The organism is Rothia mucilaginosa (genome assembly GCF_001061665.1).
GTDB classification, from domain to species: Bacteria; Actinomycetota; Actinomycetes; order Actinomycetales; family Micrococcaceae; genus Rothia; species Rothia mucilaginosa_A.
The window spans coordinates 69,778-86,606 of sequence record NZ_JVSP01000004.1 but is presented as its reverse complement, the minus strand read 5'-3'; the positions used below and the strand labels follow the sequence as shown (position 1 = coordinate 86,606).

The window sequence follows — 16,829 nt, the reverse complement described above, 5'->3', positions numbered from 1 at the left end:
GGGATGAGTAAGCCTGAGGCGATGATGCGTTTCGGTATTGCAAGCGTAACACCGTTGAAGCAGTGGTGCAGGCTGTACCGGCAGGGCGGCGCGCAGGCGCTTAAACCTAAGCCCAAGGGCAGGCCGAAGGGGTCGGTGCGGGCGGTGCCGCCAACGCGTGAGGAGGAACTCGAAGAGCGCGTGCGCAAGCTTGAGGCGCAGGTGGCGTACCTAAAAAAATCGATTGCCCTGAAGGCGCACAGACGCTCCCAAACCGGGACAAAGCCCTAGTGGTCGCTGAGCTTTCAGGGCAGGGACACGCGGTGCGTGATCTCCTCGAAGCTGCTGGCCTTGCCAGGTCGAGCTACTACTACGCGCTGGCTCACCCCCAGCAGCCAACCAGAGTACAGCTACGTGCCAAGGTCGCCCAGATCTTTTCGCGTACCCCCAACGGGTGTGGTCACAGGCAGATAGCTATGTGCCTGCGCGCTGAGGAAGGGGTGCGTATCGCTGATAAGACGGTTTTGAAGATGATGCGTCAGATGGGGCTGCGCTGCGGTATACGCCGTGAGAGGGCCTACCATAGGTACAACTCCTACAAGGGGGAGGTGGGGCAAAGTTTTGAGAACGTCATCGGTCGCGATTTCACGGCGACTGGTCCTTGGCAGAAGTTGGGTACCGACGTCACCGAGTTCAAGCTTTCCTTCGGTAAGGCCTATCTCGCTCCGGTTTACGACTTTGCCAGTAAAGAGATTGTTGCCCACTCGATCTCGATGTGCCCTAATCTTGCCCAGCAGCAAGAGATGCTTCAGGTACTCATGGATGCCAAACCCGAGGGAGCTAAGCCGATTTTGCACTCGGATATGGGGTGGCAGTATCAGCACGAGACCTACATCAGTATGCTCGCTGATAATGGTTTTATCCAGAGCATGTCACGCAAAGGTAACTGCATCGACAATGGTGCCACTGAGCAGGTCTTTGGACATCTGAAGGACGAGTTTTTTCGCGGGCAGGACTGGCCAACCTTCGAGAGTTTCAAAGCTGACCTTGACGCCTATATTACGCATTGGAATACGGTAAGACGTCAGGTGAAGCTTAGGGGCCTGACTCCGGTTGAGTACCGGGTTCAGGCCCTGTTGGAAGCCGTGTAATGGTTACTATTTAATGCGTCCAAGTTTCGGGGCGCAGTTCACCCGGCTGCCGGGGCTTTTCTGCACCCTGTTACTGCGCCCGCTGCACCGAATAGGGCGGAGCGGATGCGCGCCCGCCTCAGCCTCTGCGAGGGGAGGGGCCCCGCACGTGCGGTTCCTCGTGCGTATAATGGACGGGTACATTCCTTTGCCCACTGAGGAGAACCGTGAAGACTGCCGGAATGGCCACGATGGGTGGCGCCGCCGTAATTTTCCTGATTGCCCTTCTGTTGCTGACCGCCGGTCACTTTTCGCTGCTGTGGGTTATCCTGCTGGTCCTCTCGCCCTTCGTCTTTATCCTGGGGGTTCCCTTTGCGACCGGTTCGGGCCCGGAGTATCTTCCGACCGACCCGAAGCTGGCGCAGCAGGCACGCGAGGCTCGCGACGCCGAGCTGGGCCTGGACTAACCTCTCTCTTTGGCGATTCCCGCAGGGTCACCGGGGGAGTTCCGCCCTATGCGCACCCCGCTTCGCGCGGGTGTCTCCAAAATTTTTGAACGAAGCCGGATGGTGCACGCGCGCCGTCCGGCTTTCTTGCGCTTCGCCGGGTTTTCCGCCCGCCTCTTAAGCCCACATCCCGGGTAGCCTCGAGGGGGCCGCGTACGGGTATAATGAAAGACGGTGTCTTGTGCGCCCCGCACGCGCAGAAGATCCCCACCACCGCATCGAGGGAGAGTACCCGTAAGCACCGGCCGTAAGCCGCGGAGCATGACTGTCGCACCGCGCGGACCGGACCGCATCGGCGAAGAATCCCGAAGACCGGCAGGACGCCCAGGGAGGGCGTGGCCGTGCTCGATCGCGGGGTGGCTGTGACCGTTGCGGTGCGCGTTGCGTTCCGCCCGCTCGCCCCCACGAATGACGGCGCTGAAAGAGATAGCGCCCGGGCCGCGCCCCACGTATGCGCGCTCGCAGGGAGAGGCTTGAGCCGCGGTGACGGCAACTAGGCTTTGCGCTGTATGCGCGCTGTCAAAAATCCTCGCGATGCGGAGCGGGGTATGACGAAAGAAGATTAATGTCTGACGAGAAGAACGTCGAACTTGGGGTTTTTGAGGCGCTGAACGCCCTCGCGGAGGAGAAGAACGCCTCCGCAGAAACCCGTGAAACTCTGCGTAAGAATGTTCGCCAGAGCTCCGAATCTCAGGCCGCTCCCGCCGAGCGCCGTCGCCCGGGACGTCCGAAGAAGGAGAAGGCTCCCGAGCTTCCCCTGGACGAAGCCATCGCCACGGGCCTGACCAATCTGCGTAACGCTAAGGCTAAGCACGCCCCCGCGCCGAAGGCCGCCGCTCCCGCGGTGTCCGAGGCCGAGGTTGCTTCGACCCTGAGCAGCCTGTTTGCGGCAGCTGAAAAGCAGCCCGCCGAGGCTGAGGCGGCGGAGGCTCCCGCCGCCCAGGAGCGCGTGGCGAAGGTCGAAGAGGTCGCCAAGGTCGAGAAGGTGACCAAGGTCGAGACCGTCGAGAAGACCGCCAAGGTCGAAGAGGTCGCCAAGGTCGAGAAGGCGACCACGGCGGAGAAGGCCGAAGAAGCTGCAGAAGAGACCGCCGAAGCCGAATTTGTTGAGGGCGAAGCCGCCGCGGAAGCCGAGGTTGAGGCCGAGGCAGAGGAGGCCGCCGAGAAGCAGGCTGAGAACGCCGAGGCCGGCTCCGCAGACGCGGAGCCCTCCGCAACCGATGGCGTGGCCGAGGTGCTCGAAGCCGAGGTTGCCGCCGTCGAAGAAGCCGCCGAGGAGAAGGCACCCGAGGAGAAGGCACCCGAGGAGCCCGCCGAACCCGTTAAGACCCTGAGCGACCTGCAGCGCGAAAAGCTGCAGGAGCTGCGCTCGCGCACCCCCATGGGCGCGATGCCGCTGTTCGTGGCCCCCGAGCCCGAGGAACTGAGCGAGCTCGCCGTGGCCGCCAAGCTCGAGCGTGAGGCCCGCCGCGCCGCCGCCGAAGAGCAGAAGCGCAAGGACCGCATGGAGCGCCGCCGCGAGGAGGCCGCCGCGGAGGCAGAGGTCACCAGCCACCGTCGCCGTCGCCGCCGCCGCGGTACCGAGGACATCGAGATTGAGGGCGGTGCTGAGGATGACGTTGAGACCGTCACCAAGGTGCGTGCACCGCGCCTGGCCGATTCCCACGCATCCAACACCGTGACCGGTGTGCGCGGCTCCACCCGCCTGGAGGCCAAGCGCGTGCGTCGCCGCGAGTCCCGTTCCCTGGGCCGCCGCCGCCACATCGTGACCGAGGCCGAGTTCCTGGCTCGCCGCGAGTCCGTGGACCGTCAGATGCTGGTTCGCCAGAAGGATGGCCGCATCCAGATTGGTGTGCTCGAGGACGGCGTGCTGGCCGAGCACTTCGTGTCGAAGACCCAGCAGGACTCCCTGATTGGCAACGTGTACCTGGGCAAGGTGCAGAACGTGCTGCCCTCTATGGAGGCCGCCTTCGTCGATATTGGACGCGGCCGTAACGCCGTGCTCTACGCGGGCGAGGTCAACTGGGACGTCACCGGCCTGGATGGCGTGCCCCGCAAGATTGAGAACGCCCTGAAGCCGGGCGATTCGGTGCTGGTGCAGGTCACCAAGGACCCGATTGGTCACAAGGGCGCTCGCCTGACCAGCCAGGTTTCCCTGCCGGGCCGCTTCCTGGTGTACGTGCCGGGCGGTTCCATGACCGGTATTTCTCGCAAGCTGCCCGACACCGAGCGTGCGCGCCTGAAGAAGATTCTGAAGGACAAGCTGCCCGAGGGTGCCGGTGTGATTGTGCGCACCGCGGCCGAGGGTGCCTCCGAAGAGGAGCTGACCCACGACATTAACCGCCTGCGCGCGCAGTGGGAAGAGATCCAGGAGAAGGCCAACTCCCGCAAGGTGCTGGCTCCCGAGATGCTCTACCAGGAGCCCGACCTGATGATTAAGACCGTGCGTGACGTCTTCAACGAGGACTTCACCGCGATGATTGTTCAGGGTCAGGACGCCTGGGACTCCATCGAAGCCTACGTGACCTATGTGGCACCCGACCTGATTTCGCGCCTGCAGAAGTGGGACGGCGAGGACGACCTCTTCGACCACTACCGCATCAACGAGCAGCTGGCTAAGGCGCTGGATCGCAAGGTCTACCTGCCCTCGGGCGGCTCGCTCGTGATTGACCGCACCGAGGCCATGACCGTGGTGGACGTGAACACCGGTAAGTTCACCGGTAGCGGCGGCAACCTCGAAGAGACCGTCACCAAGAACAACCTGGAGGCGGCCGAGGAGATCGTGCGTCAGCTGCGTCTGCGCGATATCGGCGGCATCATCGTGATTGACTTCATCGACATGGTGCTCGAGTCGAACCGCGACCTGGTGTTGCGTCGACTGATTGAGTGCCTGGGCCGCGACCGCACCAAGCACCAGGTGACCGAGGTGACCTCGCTGGGTCTGGTCCAGATGACCCGCAAGCGCCTGGGTACCGGCCTGCTCGAGGTCTTCTCGGAGCCCTGCGAGCACTGCGCCGGCCGCGGTCTGATCGTTCACGATCAGCCGCTGAGCGGCCGCAGCGGTGGCGCCTCCGACTTTATTCACCGCCACGACCGTAACGAGCGCAAGCGTGCCCGTTCGGCCTCCCGCGAGGATTCACGCGACCAGCAGAAGCAGGACGCCCTGGAGTCGAAGAAGGCCGAGCGCCGTAACGCGATGGCTGCCGTGGCAGCCGCCTCCGTCCAGAACGAGAGCGGTTCGGAGGAGACCACCTCGACCCGCAAGAAGCGTAAGCGCCGCAAGCGTTCGCGCCGCGCCGAGACCGCTGAGCTCTCGCTGGAGCAGGAGATTCAGGGTATCGCCGAGGCGAGCGAGCAGGCCCACGCCGAGGTCGCCGAACGCGAGCAGAAGGTCGCCGATGTGACCGACGGCCAGTGGGTTGGCGAGCAGGGCGGCTTCTCCCTGGAGCAGCTGGCCAGCGCCTTCGACCGCGTGGAAGAGGAAGCGGCCGCCAAGGAGAAGGACGAGGAACAGCCTCAGCGCGAGGAGAAGAAGTCCCGCTCGGGCCGCTCCCGTAAGAACCGCTCCGAGAAGCGTCGTGAGCTGGACGATACCGCAATTGCAGCGGTGGAGGGTTCGGATGCCGGCGTGCTGGATCACCACGTTGATCCCGAGCTGGATCCGCGATTCAGCCGCTCCTCGGATCGTTTTGAGGCGATTCGCGCGGGTGAGGCGAAGGCCCGTGCCTCGCAGAAGGCCGGCCGCATCGCTCGCCCCGAGGGTGAATCTTCCCGCCCGGATCGCGAGGAGCGTTCCTCCAAGCGTCGTTCCGAGCGTGCGGAGCGCGCCGAGCGTTCCGAGTCGAAGAAGGCCGAGTCGAAGCGCGCTGAGCGTGAGGACCTGCGCATCGAGGATGTCCGCGAGACTCCCCGCGCATCGCGTCGCCGCGCACGCCGCGCCGCCGAGTCGGCCGAGCAGAACGGTCAGCGCGAGCAGGGTACCCGCCCGGTTGTGACCGGCGTGATTGGCGCCCCCTCGGCTGAGCCCGCCGCGCCGCAGCAGGAGAAGGCGGAGCAGAAGCCGGCCCAGCCCGCAACGGTTGTGTCGTCCGCTCCGGCCCCGCGTAAGCGCCGCACCCGCCGTGCCGCTTCGAGCGCCGGCGCGGGTTCGAAGGTCGTGACCGTCGATACCGCCGAGAGCGCTCACGGTTCCGTGGTGGCTTCCGCATCCGTGGCGGATGTGGCCCCGGCCATCGAGGAGGCTTCGGCTCCGACGATGCTCGGCATCGGTGTGGCCGCCGCCGACATTAAGCGCCTGGGCAAGGACGACTAGCCCCGCGGCTCACGCGTAGCCCCAACTGACGAAGACCCCGACGGGTGGAGAAGTCCATGCCGCCGGGGCCTTCGTCGTTTCAGCTTTGTTATTTCGCGCCCGCCGTTCGCCCGCCGGGGGAGCGCGTGAGGGGAGCCTACCGAGAATGTGCCGGGGGAATGCGCCGGGAGGCGGGGTTGAGGAGCATCACGCCGCATCCACACATTTCGGTGAGGTGACTCTATTGCGCGGCCCGTCCCTCATGCCGTATTCTTAAGGACTGGTGTTTATCTCAGTGAAGCCCTATCGACGCAGGGCCAGCGGGAGACACCGCTCCCACCCGCATCGTCTTCGGCACGGTCGAGTACTCGGCCGAGGTTGGAACGTGCGGGAGAGAGACACCACCGATGAGCCTCGCGTGTTGGCTCCGGCGGGCAATCCCGTCGGAACGCACGGGCCGTTCCTCCTTCTCGCGGTTATTCGACCGGCGGGGGAGGGCGCACAGCAATGAAAGCGCAGGCTGCTCATTCGAGTGAGATTCAAGAAGCAAGTTGTCGAGAAAAGTGAGTCCCATAGTGGCATACGCGATTGTACGCGCTGGCGGCCGCCAGGAGAAGGTTTCCGTCGGCGACCTCGTTACCCTTGACCGTGTTGCAGGCGAGCCCGGCAGCACCATCGAGCTGCCCGTGCTGCTGCTCGTCGACGGTGACAAGGTCACCGCTGACGCAAAGTCCCTGGCTTCCGCCAAGGTTGTTGCTGAGAAGGTCGAGGACCTGCGCGGTCCGAAGATTGTTATTCAGAAGTACAAGAACAAGACCGGTTACAAGAAGCGTCAGGGCTTCCGCGCTGAGCTGACCACCGTCAAGATTACCGCTATCAACGCATAATCGAAGCGAACCGGAATTCAACCCTAAGGTAGGAATACAGAATGGCACACAAGAAGGGCGCAAGCTCCACCCGTAACGGCCGTGACTCGAACCCCCAGTACCTCGGTGTTAAGCGCTACGGCGGCCAGTCCGTCAACGCAGGCGAGATCATTGTTCGTCAGCGCGGCACCCACTTCCACCCCGGCCTGAACGTTGGCCGCGGTGGCGACGACACCCTGTTCGCTCTGGCAGCAGGCACCGTCGAGTTCGGTACCCGCAAGGGCCGCAAGGTCGTTAACATCCTGGCTGCAGCTGAGTAATACTCACCGCTAGGGCAGAGGGGGTAGGCGCGAGTCTACCCCCTCTCGCTATAACTCCCATTCCGCGAGAAGCCCGCACGCTGTGCGGTCCTCGCGAGGAGGCGCGCCCCAACCCGGCTACGCCTGCCGATGCATCCGCCCACCGGGCGTTGAGGCGTCGGCGAAGAGAAGACTTTCCAAGATAGGAGAACCCGTGGCGGAATTCGTGGACCGCGTGGTCTTGCATGTTTCCGGCGGTCGCGGAGGCAACGGTTGCGTCTCCGTGCGACGCGAAAAGTTTAAGCCGCTGGGCGGCCCGAACGGCGGTAACGGTGGTAATGGTGGCGCGGTGATTCTGCGCGTCGACAACCAGACCACGACCCTGCTGGAGTACCACCACAGCCCGCACCAGCACGCCCCGAACGGTGACATCGGCCGCGGCGATATGCACCACGGCTTTAATGGCGAGGACCTGATTCTGACCGTGCCGCAGGGCACCGTGGTGAAGGACCGCGAGGGCAATGTCCTGGCCGACCTGTTGCACGTTGGCGACGAGTACATCGCCGCGCGCGGCGGTATGGGCGGCCTGGGTAACGCCGCGTTGGCCTCGACAAAGCGTAAGGCCCCCGGCTTCGCGCTGCTGGGCACCCCCGGCGAAGAGTCTGACATTGTTCTGGAGCTCAAGTCCATCGCGGATGTGGCCCTGGTGGGTTACCCCTCGGCGGGTAAGTCCTCGCTGATTGCCGCTATCTCCGCGGCACGCCCGAAGATTGCGGATTACCCGTTCACGACCCTGATCCCGAACCTGGGTGTGGTGCAGGCGGGCGATGTTCGCTACACCGTCGCGGATGTGCCGGGCCTGATTGAGGGTGCCTCGGAGGGCCGTGGCCTGGGCCACCGCTTCCTGCGTCACGTGGAGCGCTCCTCGGCGCTCGTGCACGTGATTGACTGCGCGACCCTGGAACCCGGCCGCGACCCGATCAGCGACTTCGAGGTGATTCGCGGCGAGCTGCAGAACTACGAGGTCGACCCGACCGCGGGTGTGACCGTGCCGCTGCACGAGCGTCCGCAGATCGTGGTGCTGAACAAGATTGACGTGCCCGAGGCCCGCGAGCTGGCCGAGTTCGTGCGCCCCGAGTTCGAGGAGATGGGCTTCAAGGTCTTCGAGATTTCGACCGCCTCGCATGAGGGCCTGAAGCCCCTCATCTTCGCGATGGCCAAGCTCGTTGAGGAGGACCGCGCCGCCCGCGCCGCCGCCGAGAAGGAGGCCGAGCGCGTGACCGTCGAAACCCCCGTGATTCGTCCGAAGGGCTTCCGCAACAAGAAGAAGCAGGAGTTCGTGATTCGTCGCGAGGAACGCAACCTGGAGCCGCTGTTCCGCGTGATTGGCGAGAAGCCCGAGCGCTGGATTCAGCAGACCGACTTCAACAACGATGAAGCGGTCGGCTACCTGGCGGACCGCCTGGCCCGCCTGGGCGTTGAGGACGAGCTGTTCAAGGCTGGCGCCCGCGCCGGCGACGCCGTGGTGATTGGTGAGAGCGACAACTCGGTGATTTTCGACTGGGAGCCGACCATGATCGGTGGCGCCGAGCTACTCTCCTCCCCGCGCGGTACCGACGTCCGCCTGGAGGAGATTATCCGCCCGACCCGCGCCCAGAAGCGCGTGGAGTACAAGGAGCGCATGGATGCGAAGGCTGCGGCTCGTGCCGAGCTGGAATCCGAGCGCGTGGCCGGTGTCTGGACCGAGTCCGTGGAGTACCGCAAGAAGCTCAAGGAGGGCAAGGTCGACGAGAATATCGACATGCCCGGCACCGAGGACTAGGTAGAGTCCACATCGTGGCGGCGGGGGTGAGCCGGGTCGCGGGTATTCCACCCGCGGCTTAGCTCACCCCCGTCATTTCGTTGTTTTTAGCGCCGAGACGGTAGCATAGATGGGTGTACGCACGTGCATCCGGCGTCCCGCGTGGGCCCGCCGAGTGGCGCGCGTGCATCCGTGTATTTGCCCGTATCCTCACCGGTGGGCGCGTTGTTTTCCGGTGCGGTCTCTGTCCCCAGCAAGGACGGCTTCTGTGAGTGATCAGCCTATTCAGCTTGATTTCGGTGCCCCGAGCTCCGAGTCGATTCCCCCTCGTATCCCTGGACGGGTGCGTTTGGGCGTGATGGGTGGAACGTTTGACCCGATTCATCACGGGCACCTGGTGGCGGCCAGTGAGGTCGCCGCGGTGTTCGACCTGGACGAGGTCGTGTTCGTTCCGACCGGTCAGCCCTGGCAGAAGGTGGGGGAGCGGCACGTGAGCGATGCCGAGCACCGCTACCTGATGACGGTGATCGCGACCGCGTCGAACCCGCGTTTTACGGTGAGCCGTATTGATATTGACCGTGGCGGCGCCACGTACACCTTTGATACGCTTAACGAGCTGCGCAGCCTGCGCCCCAATGCTGACCTGTTCTTCATTACCGGGGCGGATGCAATCAGCCAGATTATGACCTGGCGCAATGCCCATAAGCTGTGGGACCTCGCGACGTTCGTGGGCGTGACCCGCCCCGATCACACGCTGGATCCTCCCCTTGCGGAGGGGCGTCATATTACGACGCTGAAGATCCCCGCGATGGCGATTTCTTCGACCGATATTCGCCGCCGCGCGGCTGAGGGTGCCCCCATCTGGTACCTGGTACCCGATGGCGTGGTGCAGTACATTGCGAAGTACGGGCTGTATAAGAAGGACGCTTTGACGGCCTACCGTGACGGCCTGCCTCGAGTTAAGGATGAGGCGGAGCAGTCACCCGAATCGACGAATAATGAGGGAACACATGAGTGAAGCTGCGGGTTCGAAGCCCTATAGCGAGGACGAAGCGTACCTCTACGAGACGTACGTGACCGAAGACGGCATTGAGGTGCCGCCGCCGACTAAGGTGATGGGTCCGCGCCGTCTCGCCCGCTACCGTGAGGAAGTCGCCGAGTACCTGCGCGCACACCGCCGCGGGGAGAACCCGAAGCCCGTTGAGAATATGGGTTCCGTGGTGAACACCGGCGCGATTGATCCGCAGGTTCTGGCGGTTCAGCGTCGTTTCGCGGCGCTGGCGGCCCAGGGCAAGATTGAGACCGAGGCGAACGACGAGGAGAAGCTGCACGAGCCGGCCCCTCTGACCAGTAGCCTGCGCGTTCTGCGTCCCGACGAGATCGCGAAGAACCGTGTAGATGCCACCAGCCCCTCGGCGGTGGATAGCCCGCTGACCTCTTCCATTCCGGTGATTACCGTGGTCAAGGAGGAGGAGCCCGAGCCGAAGATGCACGAGTACCTCGTGCGCGACGAGCCGAAGGTTGACGAGAGCGTCGTCGGCTACGCCTCCGCGCCGGCTGAGGACGAGGAATCCCCCGAGCCCAAGGACGCCCAGGAACCCAAGGATGCTCAGAAGCCCGAGGCTTCCGAGGCTGCCGAGGCGCAGAAGGAGGACGCATCCTCCAACCTGCCCACCCGCGTGAGCGCCGTGAACGCACAGGGCCTGGACCTGAGCGTTCTGGACGGCTCGGTTTCTGGCGACACCGTGGATTCGGTGGACGGCGACCCGACCGTGGCCCTGAGCCCGGACGAGGTGGAGGAACTGCTGCAGCGCATGGTGGACCGCCAGGATCCCGAGGATTCCGTGGCGATGGCCGAGCTCGCCGCAGAGGAGTCCGCCGAGTCGAAGAGCGCACCGGTGGCATCGGTGGAGCGCGCGGACAGTGGATCTCAGAACAGCGGCGCTCAGAAGAAGGACTCCGATAAGTCCTTCGCCGAGAAGGTTACCGAGAACCAGTCGGAGCACGAGGTGCTGAAGCCGGCCCAGAAGACCTCCCTGGCCTGGCTGTGGATGGTTCTGTTGCTGGCCCTGGTTGTTGTCGGCTTGATTATGATTTTTGGCCCGAAGTAGGCCGTGAGAACGCACCCCGCGGGGTGCTGCCGGTGGGAATGACCGGCAAGAAAGGAAGATATGACTGCTGCACAGTCCTCGGTTGAGGCTCTGCGCATTGCCGCCCGTGCGGCGGAGGAGAAGCAGGGAACGAACCTGTTCGCTGTGGATGCCTCCGACGCCATGGGCCTGATTGACGGTTTCCTGGTGGTCTCCGCTCACAACGAGCGCCTGGTGAACGCCGTGGCTGACGAGGTGGAGAATGCCCTGCGCGAGCAGGCCGGCCTGAAGCCGGTGCGCCGCGAGGGTCGTTCCTCGGGTCGTTGGATTCTGCTGGACTTCGGCGATATCGTGGTTCACGTTCAGCACGAGGAGGACCGCGAGTTCTACGCCCTGGATCGCCTGTGGGCTCAGGCCCCGCGCATCGAGCTGGGTGTTGAGAACGAGGCTCCCTTCGATATCGAGGCTGAGTCCGAGGAAGAGGCCGCGCGCATCATCCCGGCGCAGGACGAGGCTTAGGCCTTCGGGCTGTCGCTCGGCGCGCGACGTTTTCGCGGTGCGCGTTCTGTAGCGTTTGCGTGAGGGGCGGGTTCGGTGCCCTGCATGTGGTGCACATGCGGGGCGCGCGTGCCCGCCTCTTCGCCGTATTCGCGGTGCTTCGTAGCCCTTGGACGGGGTAGCTTGGAGCCCCTAAAGTTTTTGGAAAATTTTTTGAATTTGAGCTGTTCTCGATTTGCGTAGCCCTCTGAGGTGTGTGTAATATATTCATGTTGCCTCGTTGAGGAACATAACAGAATATGGGGATATGGCGCAGCTGGTAGCGCACCTGCATGGCATGCAGGGGGTCAGGGGTTCGAGTCCCCTTATCTCCACGGAAACCTCGTTTGAGGTGCTAATCGTCCGGTTCGTAAGAGTCGGGCGATTTTGCTATCTCTAGACTCTGTATCGCGGTTTCACCCTGGAGTCGACGAACCCTCACTCGGTTGCGTCGCCCGCCGGCCCGTGCCGGTCTTCTCGCCCCGGCGATTCTGCGTCGGCCACAACCCCCAAGGAGAAGGTTAATGGGAGAGCACGCACACTCTCACCACGGCGGTCACCACGACCACTCTCATATGCACAGCCCGGAGGAGGCCGCCTCGATGCGTCCGCGCCTGCTGGTGGCTTTTACCCTGGCGCTCGTCATCGTGCTGGCGCAGGCGGTTGGCTCTCTGGTCACCGGGAGTCTCGCCCTGCTGACCGATACGGCGCACGCTATTACGGATGCATCCGGCCTGCTGGTGGCGCTCACCGCGGCTTCGCTCATGACGCGTCCGGCAACCTCGCGCCACACGTGGGGCTTCCGACGCATTGAGGTGCTGGCGGCCCTGGGCCAGTCGGTGCTGCTACTGGCCGTGGGTATCTACACGGCGGTAGAGGGCGTGCATCGCCTGTTTGCCCCGCCGGAGGTGCCCGGCGCCGAGCTGCTGGTCTTCGGCGTGGTCGGCCTGGTGGCGAACGTTATCGGCATTGCGGTGCTGGCCTCTGGCCGAAACGCGAACTTCAATATGCGTGCCGCGTTCCTGGAGGTGCTCAACGATGCCCTGGGCTCGCTGGGCGTGATCGTGGCGGCTATCGTGATTTGGCTGACCGGCTTCTACCGGGCGGATGCCCTTGCGGGTCTGTTCATTGCGGCGCTGATTGTGCCGCGTGCGGTGCGCCTGATGAAGCAGACCACGGCGGTGCTCATGGAGTTCACCCCGGACGGCCTGGACCTGGATGCGATGCGTGAGCATATCTTGAGTGTTGATGGTGTGGTGGAGGTGCACGATGTGCACGCCTCGATGGTGGCGACGGGCCTGCCGGTTGTGACCGCGCACGTGGTGGTTGCGGATTCGTGCTTCCGCGACGGGTCTGCGGTGACGATTCTGGACCGTATCCGTTCGTGCGTGGCGAGCCATTTTGAGGTGTCGGTGGAGCACTCGACCTTCCAGCTGGAGACCGCCGAGCTGGGTGGCCAGGAGCCGCAGTCGGTCCGCCACCCCTAGCCGGCTTTACGTCCCCGGCACCCAGAACCCGGTCGTGCGCGCGGGCACCGCGCGTTAGCCCACGCTGTCCACTCCGTCGTCATTCTCGGCAGTAGTTGGTAGCTTTTGGCGGCAAAAGATACACTCGTAGATGGGGTATGCCCGGGTTCTCCGGCGCATCCGGGAACGTACCCCGAACACCGAATCAGCATCACGGAGGAGACCATGCATTCACCCATCGCCACGTACCTCACTGAGTCCCTGACGACGGTCGTCTCCGATACCTCCGGGGAGCTGGCGAACTACATTCCCGAGCTGGCCGCCGTGGACCCGGATAAGCTGGCCGCGTCCATCGTGATGGTGGACGGCGAGCAGTACGCCGCCGGTGACAGCGACGTGGAGTTCACGATCCAGTCGATTTCCAAGCCCTTCGTGTACGCGCTGGCCCTGGCCGACCGCGGCTTTGACGACGTGCTGGCGAAGGTCGGCGTTGAGCCCTCAGGCGAGCCCTTCAACGAGCTGTCCCTTGAGGACGGTTCGGGCAAGCCGCTGAACCCCATGATTAACGCCGGTGCTATCACCACCCATTCGCTGGTGGGCCCTCCGGGGGCCACGCAGGGTGAGCGCATGGAGCGCGTCATCTCGGGTCTGTCGGCCTTTGCGGGCCGCCGCCTGTCGGTGAATGAGCGCGTGTACGAATCCGAGCTAGAGCACGCGCACCGCAACTACGCGATTGCGCACATGCTGCGCGGCCACGGCATCCTGACGGGTGACCCGGAGGTGTCGGTGCAGGGGTACACGCGCCAGTGCTCGCTCATGGTCACTGTCAAGGACCTGGCGCTGATGGCCGCCACCCTCGCGAACTACGGTGTGCATCCGGTGACGGGGGAGCAGGTTGTGCCGAAGGGCGTGGTGCGTCAGGTGCTGAGCGTCATGTTCACGTGCGGCATGTACAATTCCGCGGGTGACTGGGCGACTCAGGTGGGCGTTCCGGCGAAGAGCGGCGTGGGCGGCGGCATCATTGGTGCGGTTCCGGGTCAGCTGGGTGTGGCGACGTTCTCCCCGCGCCTGGATAAGCACGGCAATAGCGTGCGCGGTGTGGAGCTCTTCGAGAAGTTCTCTGAAGACATGGGCATGCACGTGATGAACGTGCCGACGGTGGCGCGCTCGGCCTTGCGCGCGGACTACCAGATTGGTTCCGGCCCCGAGGCCATGCGCCTGATTCAGCTGCAGGGCCGTATTCGTTTCGCGGGTGTGGAGCGCGTGATTCGCGAGATTGTGGACGCCCCGATGGAGGGCTCGAAGATCGCCCTGGACGTGACGCGCGTGTACGCGGTGGATGAGGTGGCGCAGAATATGCTCCTGGAGCTGATGCGCCGCCTGACCGCAGACGGCTACCGGGTGTACCTGATTGATAACGACGACACGATTACCGATACGGATGCGCTGTGCCGCATGAACGTGACGATCCTGTCGGGCCCCGAGGGTTCCTCTCCCTCGCAGTTGGTGGGGGAGGACTCCGTGGTTGAGCTGTCGGGTAGCGCCGCGGCTTCTGTACCCGTGGAGGGTGCGTCGGTTAAGCCTTCGGGTGAGCTGGAGGGCGAGTCCGGGGCCTAGTCGGTGCTCCGGCGTGGCCGTGCCGTGCGGCTGGATATACTGGTGGTATGAAGAAGCTTTCTCAGAATCCCGTTGTTCGGCAGGCTCACCGTTTTCGCGAGGCTCTCCTGTACCCGGCGTATTTCGTGTTTTCGTTGCTGTCGCTGAGGTGGGTGCGTCGCCGTCACCCGCGCGCGGCGGGTGTGCTGTCTGCGGCGCTGTGGATTGAGCTGGTGATGCGTGGGATTAAGCAGCTGGTGCGTCTTATGGTGCCGGTTCTTCGGGATGCCGAGACACGCCGCGCGCGTGCGGAGCGCGGCCTCACCTACCAGCCGCGCTAGCTGTCGCGTGGCCTGTGTGCTGTGCCGCGGTCACCTGGGTTGTGTTGTGAAGCCCCCTTGCGCTGAGGCGTATAGGGGGCTTTGTGGTGGAGTGGGGGCTTCAGGAAAAAGTTGATGTATGAGATATGGGTGGTTTCTTCACTGAAGTGTTTTGACGTAATCTTTTGACTTGTTAGATGCTCGGAAGGGTTGCTATTTTACACTGAGAGTATGAACACCGCTCAAAACCTGATGTCGTTCGAGGCGCATCGGGATCATAGAAACACCATGATTTATCATTCCGTGGCCTCCCGCCGCGGCGTACTCCTCAGCTTGGGCGCTCTGGGCTTGGGCTCTCTGGGTCTTGCTCTCACCTCCTGCTCCGCTAAGGCCGAGGCAAGCAACGCAACGGGACAACCCACCGCGAGCCCGTCGGAGAGTCCCTCCGCATCCGGTAGCCCTGCTGTCACCTCCTCCGCCGCGCCGAGTGGTTCCGAGAGCGCTACTCCTTCCGCCGCGCCGAGTTCTGGTAGCACGCAGACTCCCGGTAACCTAGCCCCGACGCCTCGCCCCTGGGATGGGCCGCAGACGGGGCTTGTTGGTGAGGGCAAGTACGTCGCCTGGACGGTTGATGACGGCGCCAACCCTGATGTGGTGCGCGCGTACGCCGAGTTTGCTCGCCGCACCGGCACGCGCCTCACCTTCTTTATCAACGGTCAGTACCCCTCTTTTGAGCAGCATCGTGACCTGTTGCTTCCGCTAGTGAAGAGCGGTCAGCTGCAGATTGCGAACCACACGTATAGTCACGCCGCGCTGACCAAACTCAGCGATGAGCAGATCGTTCGGGAGCTGACGCGCAATGATGAGGAGATTCAGCGGCTTTTTGGGGTGTCGTCGAAGCCGTATTTCCGCCCCCCGTACGGGTATTATGATGCGCGCGTGCTGGCGGCTGCAGCCTCGTGCGGTTTCACGCGCCCGGTGCTGTGGTATGGCTCCTTGGCTGATTCTTCGAATATTCCCTCGCAGGAGGTGCTTCGTTTTGCGAAGGAGTACGTGAATGCGCAGCGCATCATTATTGGTCATCTGAATTACCCCGGGGTGATTTCGGTGATGGATGAGATTAGGGGCCTGATGGACCGTATGGGGCTCACGACTGTTACGATTCGCGACTACTACGGTTAGGTCGCTGTAGTGCCGACCGGCTAAGTTTACTTGCCCCAGCCCGGATTGAGTTCACGCCAACTGACGTGGGCCTTCCGGGCACGGCGGAGCCCCCTCGTACTAGAAATAGTACGAGGGGGCTCCGCTATACCTGGGGGTAGAAGCTTAGTGCTTCTTCTTCGGCTCGCACGCCACGCCGTCACCATCAGCATCAAGGCCGGGACGGTAACCCGGCTCACCACGATGCAGGGGCGCCGCACCAGCCGCACGAGCATCAGCGCATGTTTCGTAGTAAACACTCGACCGCGCAGGAGCCTGCTGAACCGGCTGAGCCGGGGCCTGCTGCGCGGGAGTTTGCTGAGCAGGAGCCTCAGTCGCCGGAGCCTGCGCGGGCGCCTGCTGGACGGGCGCCTCCGTAGCTACCGGCGCCTCCTGAACCGGCGCCGCCGGCGCCTCCGCGGAAGGTGCCTCAGTAGCCGGTGCCTGCACGGGAGCCTCAGTCGTCGGAACCGGAGACGGGGTTACCGTCGGGGTAGGAGACTCCGAAGGAGTCGCAGGCGCACTCGGCGTCGGAGAAGAACTAGGAGTAGCTGAAACCGAAGGGCTAGCAGAAACAGACGTCGACGATGACGCAGAGGGCGTAGACTCCGGAGCGCGAACAGACGAAGAGCAACCGGTCAGCAGCAGAGTACCCGCAAGAACACCAGCGGTCGCGGTGTGAATTTTCAACACAATATTCCTTTATAAAGTGAGTGGATAAGCGTGTTCACCGTAGAACACACACTCA

At 63.8% G+C, this 16,829-nt stretch carries 15 protein-coding genes and 1 tRNA gene; 15 read left to right on the top strand and 1 reads right to left on the bottom strand.

Annotated elements, in window-relative coordinates:
• The 15 genes from ADJ95_RS03275 to ADJ95_RS03205 all read left to right on the top strand — a co-directional run.
• On the top strand, positions 1-270 hold a 270-nt coding region (locus tag ADJ95_RS03275), incomplete at its 5' end, for a helix-turn-helix domain-containing protein (RefSeq protein ID WP_049332556.1).
• Positions 270-1,130: an IS3 family transposase gene (locus ADJ95_RS03270; RefSeq protein ID WP_049332534.1), complete on the top strand. Its 861-nt coding sequence runs from the start codon at positions 270-272 to the stop codon at positions 1,128-1,130. The genes ADJ95_RS03275 and ADJ95_RS03270, both read left to right, overlap by 1 nt.
• A 206-nt stretch (positions 1,131-1,336) precedes the next feature.
• Positions 1,337-1,576 (top strand): hypothetical protein, encoded by a 240-nt coding sequence (locus ADJ95_RS03265; protein WP_049332532.1) that lies wholly within the window; start codon positions 1,337-1,339, stop codon positions 1,574-1,576.
• A gap of 604 nt (positions 1,577-2,180) precedes the next feature.
• Positions 2,181-5,927 (top strand): Rne/Rng family ribonuclease, encoded by a 3,747-nt coding sequence (locus ADJ95_RS03260; protein ID WP_049332529.1) that lies wholly within the window; start codon positions 2,181-2,183, stop codon positions 5,925-5,927.
• Between the two features lie 554 nt (positions 5,928-6,481).
• The gene (gene rplU, locus ADJ95_RS03255) at positions 6,482-6,793 is read left to right on the top strand and encodes a 50S ribosomal protein L21 (RefSeq protein WP_005505764.1); all 312 of its coding nucleotides are present in this window, start codon (positions 6,482-6,484) and stop codon (positions 6,791-6,793) included.
• A 41-nt stretch (positions 6,794-6,834) separates the two neighbouring features.
• A complete protein-coding gene (rpmA, locus tag ADJ95_RS03250) occupies positions 6,835-7,092 on the top strand; it encodes a 50S ribosomal protein L27 (protein WP_049332527.1) in 258 nt (85 codons plus the stop codon).
• 193 nt (positions 7,093-7,285) lie between these two features.
• Complete coding sequence (obgE, locus tag ADJ95_RS03245; RefSeq protein ID WP_049332525.1) at positions 7,286-8,893, top strand: GTPase ObgE; 1,608 nt, start codon at positions 7,286-7,288, stop codon at positions 8,891-8,893.
• 247 nt (positions 8,894-9,140) lie between these two features.
• Entirely contained in the window at positions 9,141-9,890 is a 750-nt protein-coding gene (gene nadD, locus ADJ95_RS03240; RefSeq protein WP_049332523.1) for a nicotinate-nucleotide adenylyltransferase, read from the top strand.
• Positions 9,883-10,983 carry a hypothetical protein gene (locus ADJ95_RS03235; RefSeq protein WP_049332521.1) on the top strand — a complete coding sequence of 367 codons (1,101 nt, stop codon included), beginning with the start codon at positions 9,883-9,885 and terminating at the stop codon, positions 10,981-10,983. Before nadD ends, ADJ95_RS03235 begins: the two co-directional genes overlap by 8 nt.
• Before the next feature lie 60 nt (positions 10,984-11,043).
• Positions 11,044-11,481 (top strand): ribosome silencing factor, encoded by a 438-nt coding sequence (gene rsfS, locus ADJ95_RS03230; protein WP_049332519.1) that lies wholly within the window; start codon positions 11,044-11,046, stop codon positions 11,479-11,481.
• A gap of 280 nt (positions 11,482-11,761) precedes the next feature.
• Positions 11,762-11,834, top strand: a tRNA-Ala gene (locus tag ADJ95_RS03225).
• Positions 11,835-12,023: 189 nt separating this feature from the next.
• Positions 12,024-12,986 carry a cation diffusion facilitator family transporter gene (locus tag ADJ95_RS03220; protein ID WP_080974927.1) on the top strand — a complete coding sequence of 321 codons (963 nt, stop codon included), beginning with the start codon at positions 12,024-12,026 and terminating at the stop codon, positions 12,984-12,986.
• A gap of 204 nt (positions 12,987-13,190) precedes the next feature.
• Positions 13,191-14,582 (top strand): glutaminase, encoded by a 1,392-nt coding sequence (locus ADJ95_RS03215; RefSeq protein ID WP_239662764.1) that lies wholly within the window; start codon positions 13,191-13,193, stop codon positions 14,580-14,582.
• Positions 14,583-14,629: 47 nt separating this feature from the next.
• Entirely contained in the window at positions 14,630-14,902 is a 273-nt protein-coding gene (locus ADJ95_RS03210) for a hypothetical protein (protein ID WP_049332517.1), read from the top strand.
• Between the two features lie 267 nt (positions 14,903-15,169).
• Complete coding sequence (locus ADJ95_RS03205; RefSeq protein WP_049332515.1) at positions 15,170-16,063, top strand: polysaccharide deacetylase family protein; 894 nt, start codon at positions 15,170-15,172, stop codon at positions 16,061-16,063.
• A 144-nt stretch (positions 16,064-16,207) separates the two neighbouring features.
• On the opposite strand, the gene ADJ95_RS09485 is transcribed toward ADJ95_RS03205, so the two are convergent.
• On the bottom strand, positions 16,208-16,531 hold the full coding sequence (locus ADJ95_RS09485) for an excalibur calcium-binding domain-containing protein (RefSeq protein WP_239662763.1): 324 nt from the start codon (positions 16,529-16,531) through the stop codon (positions 16,208-16,210).
• Between the last annotated feature and the right edge of the window lie 298 nt (positions 16,532-16,829).

Bases quoted from the DNA above. Each gene is read 5' to 3' on its own strand.
- ADJ95_RS03260 (WP_049332529.1), top strand. From the start codon at position 2,181: ATGTCTGACGAGAAGAACGTCGAACTTGGGGTTTTTGAGGCGCTGAAC.
- rpmA (WP_049332527.1), top strand. From the start codon at position 6,835: ATGGCACACAAGAAGGGCGCAAGCTCCACCCGTAACGGCCGTGACTCG.
- ADJ95_RS03235 (WP_049332521.1), top strand. From the start codon at position 9,883: ATGAGTGAAGCTGCGGGTTCGAAGCCCTATAGCGAGGACGAAGCGTAC.
- rsfS (WP_049332519.1), top strand. From the start codon at position 11,044: ATGACTGCTGCACAGTCCTCGGTTGAGGCTCTGCGCATTGCCGCCCGT.
- ADJ95_RS03220 (WP_080974927.1), top strand. From the start codon at position 12,024: ATGGGAGAGCACGCACACTCTCACCACGGCGGTCACCACGACCACTCT.
- ADJ95_RS03215 (WP_239662764.1), top strand. From the start codon at position 13,191: ATGCATTCACCCATCGCCACGTACCTCACTGAGTCCCTGACGACGGTC.
- ADJ95_RS03210 (WP_049332517.1), top strand. From the start codon at position 14,630: ATGAAGAAGCTTTCTCAGAATCCCGTTGTTCGGCAGGCTCACCGTTTT.
- ADJ95_RS03205 (WP_049332515.1), top strand. From the start codon at position 15,170: ATGATTTATCATTCCGTGGCCTCCCGCCGCGGCGTACTCCTCAGCTTG.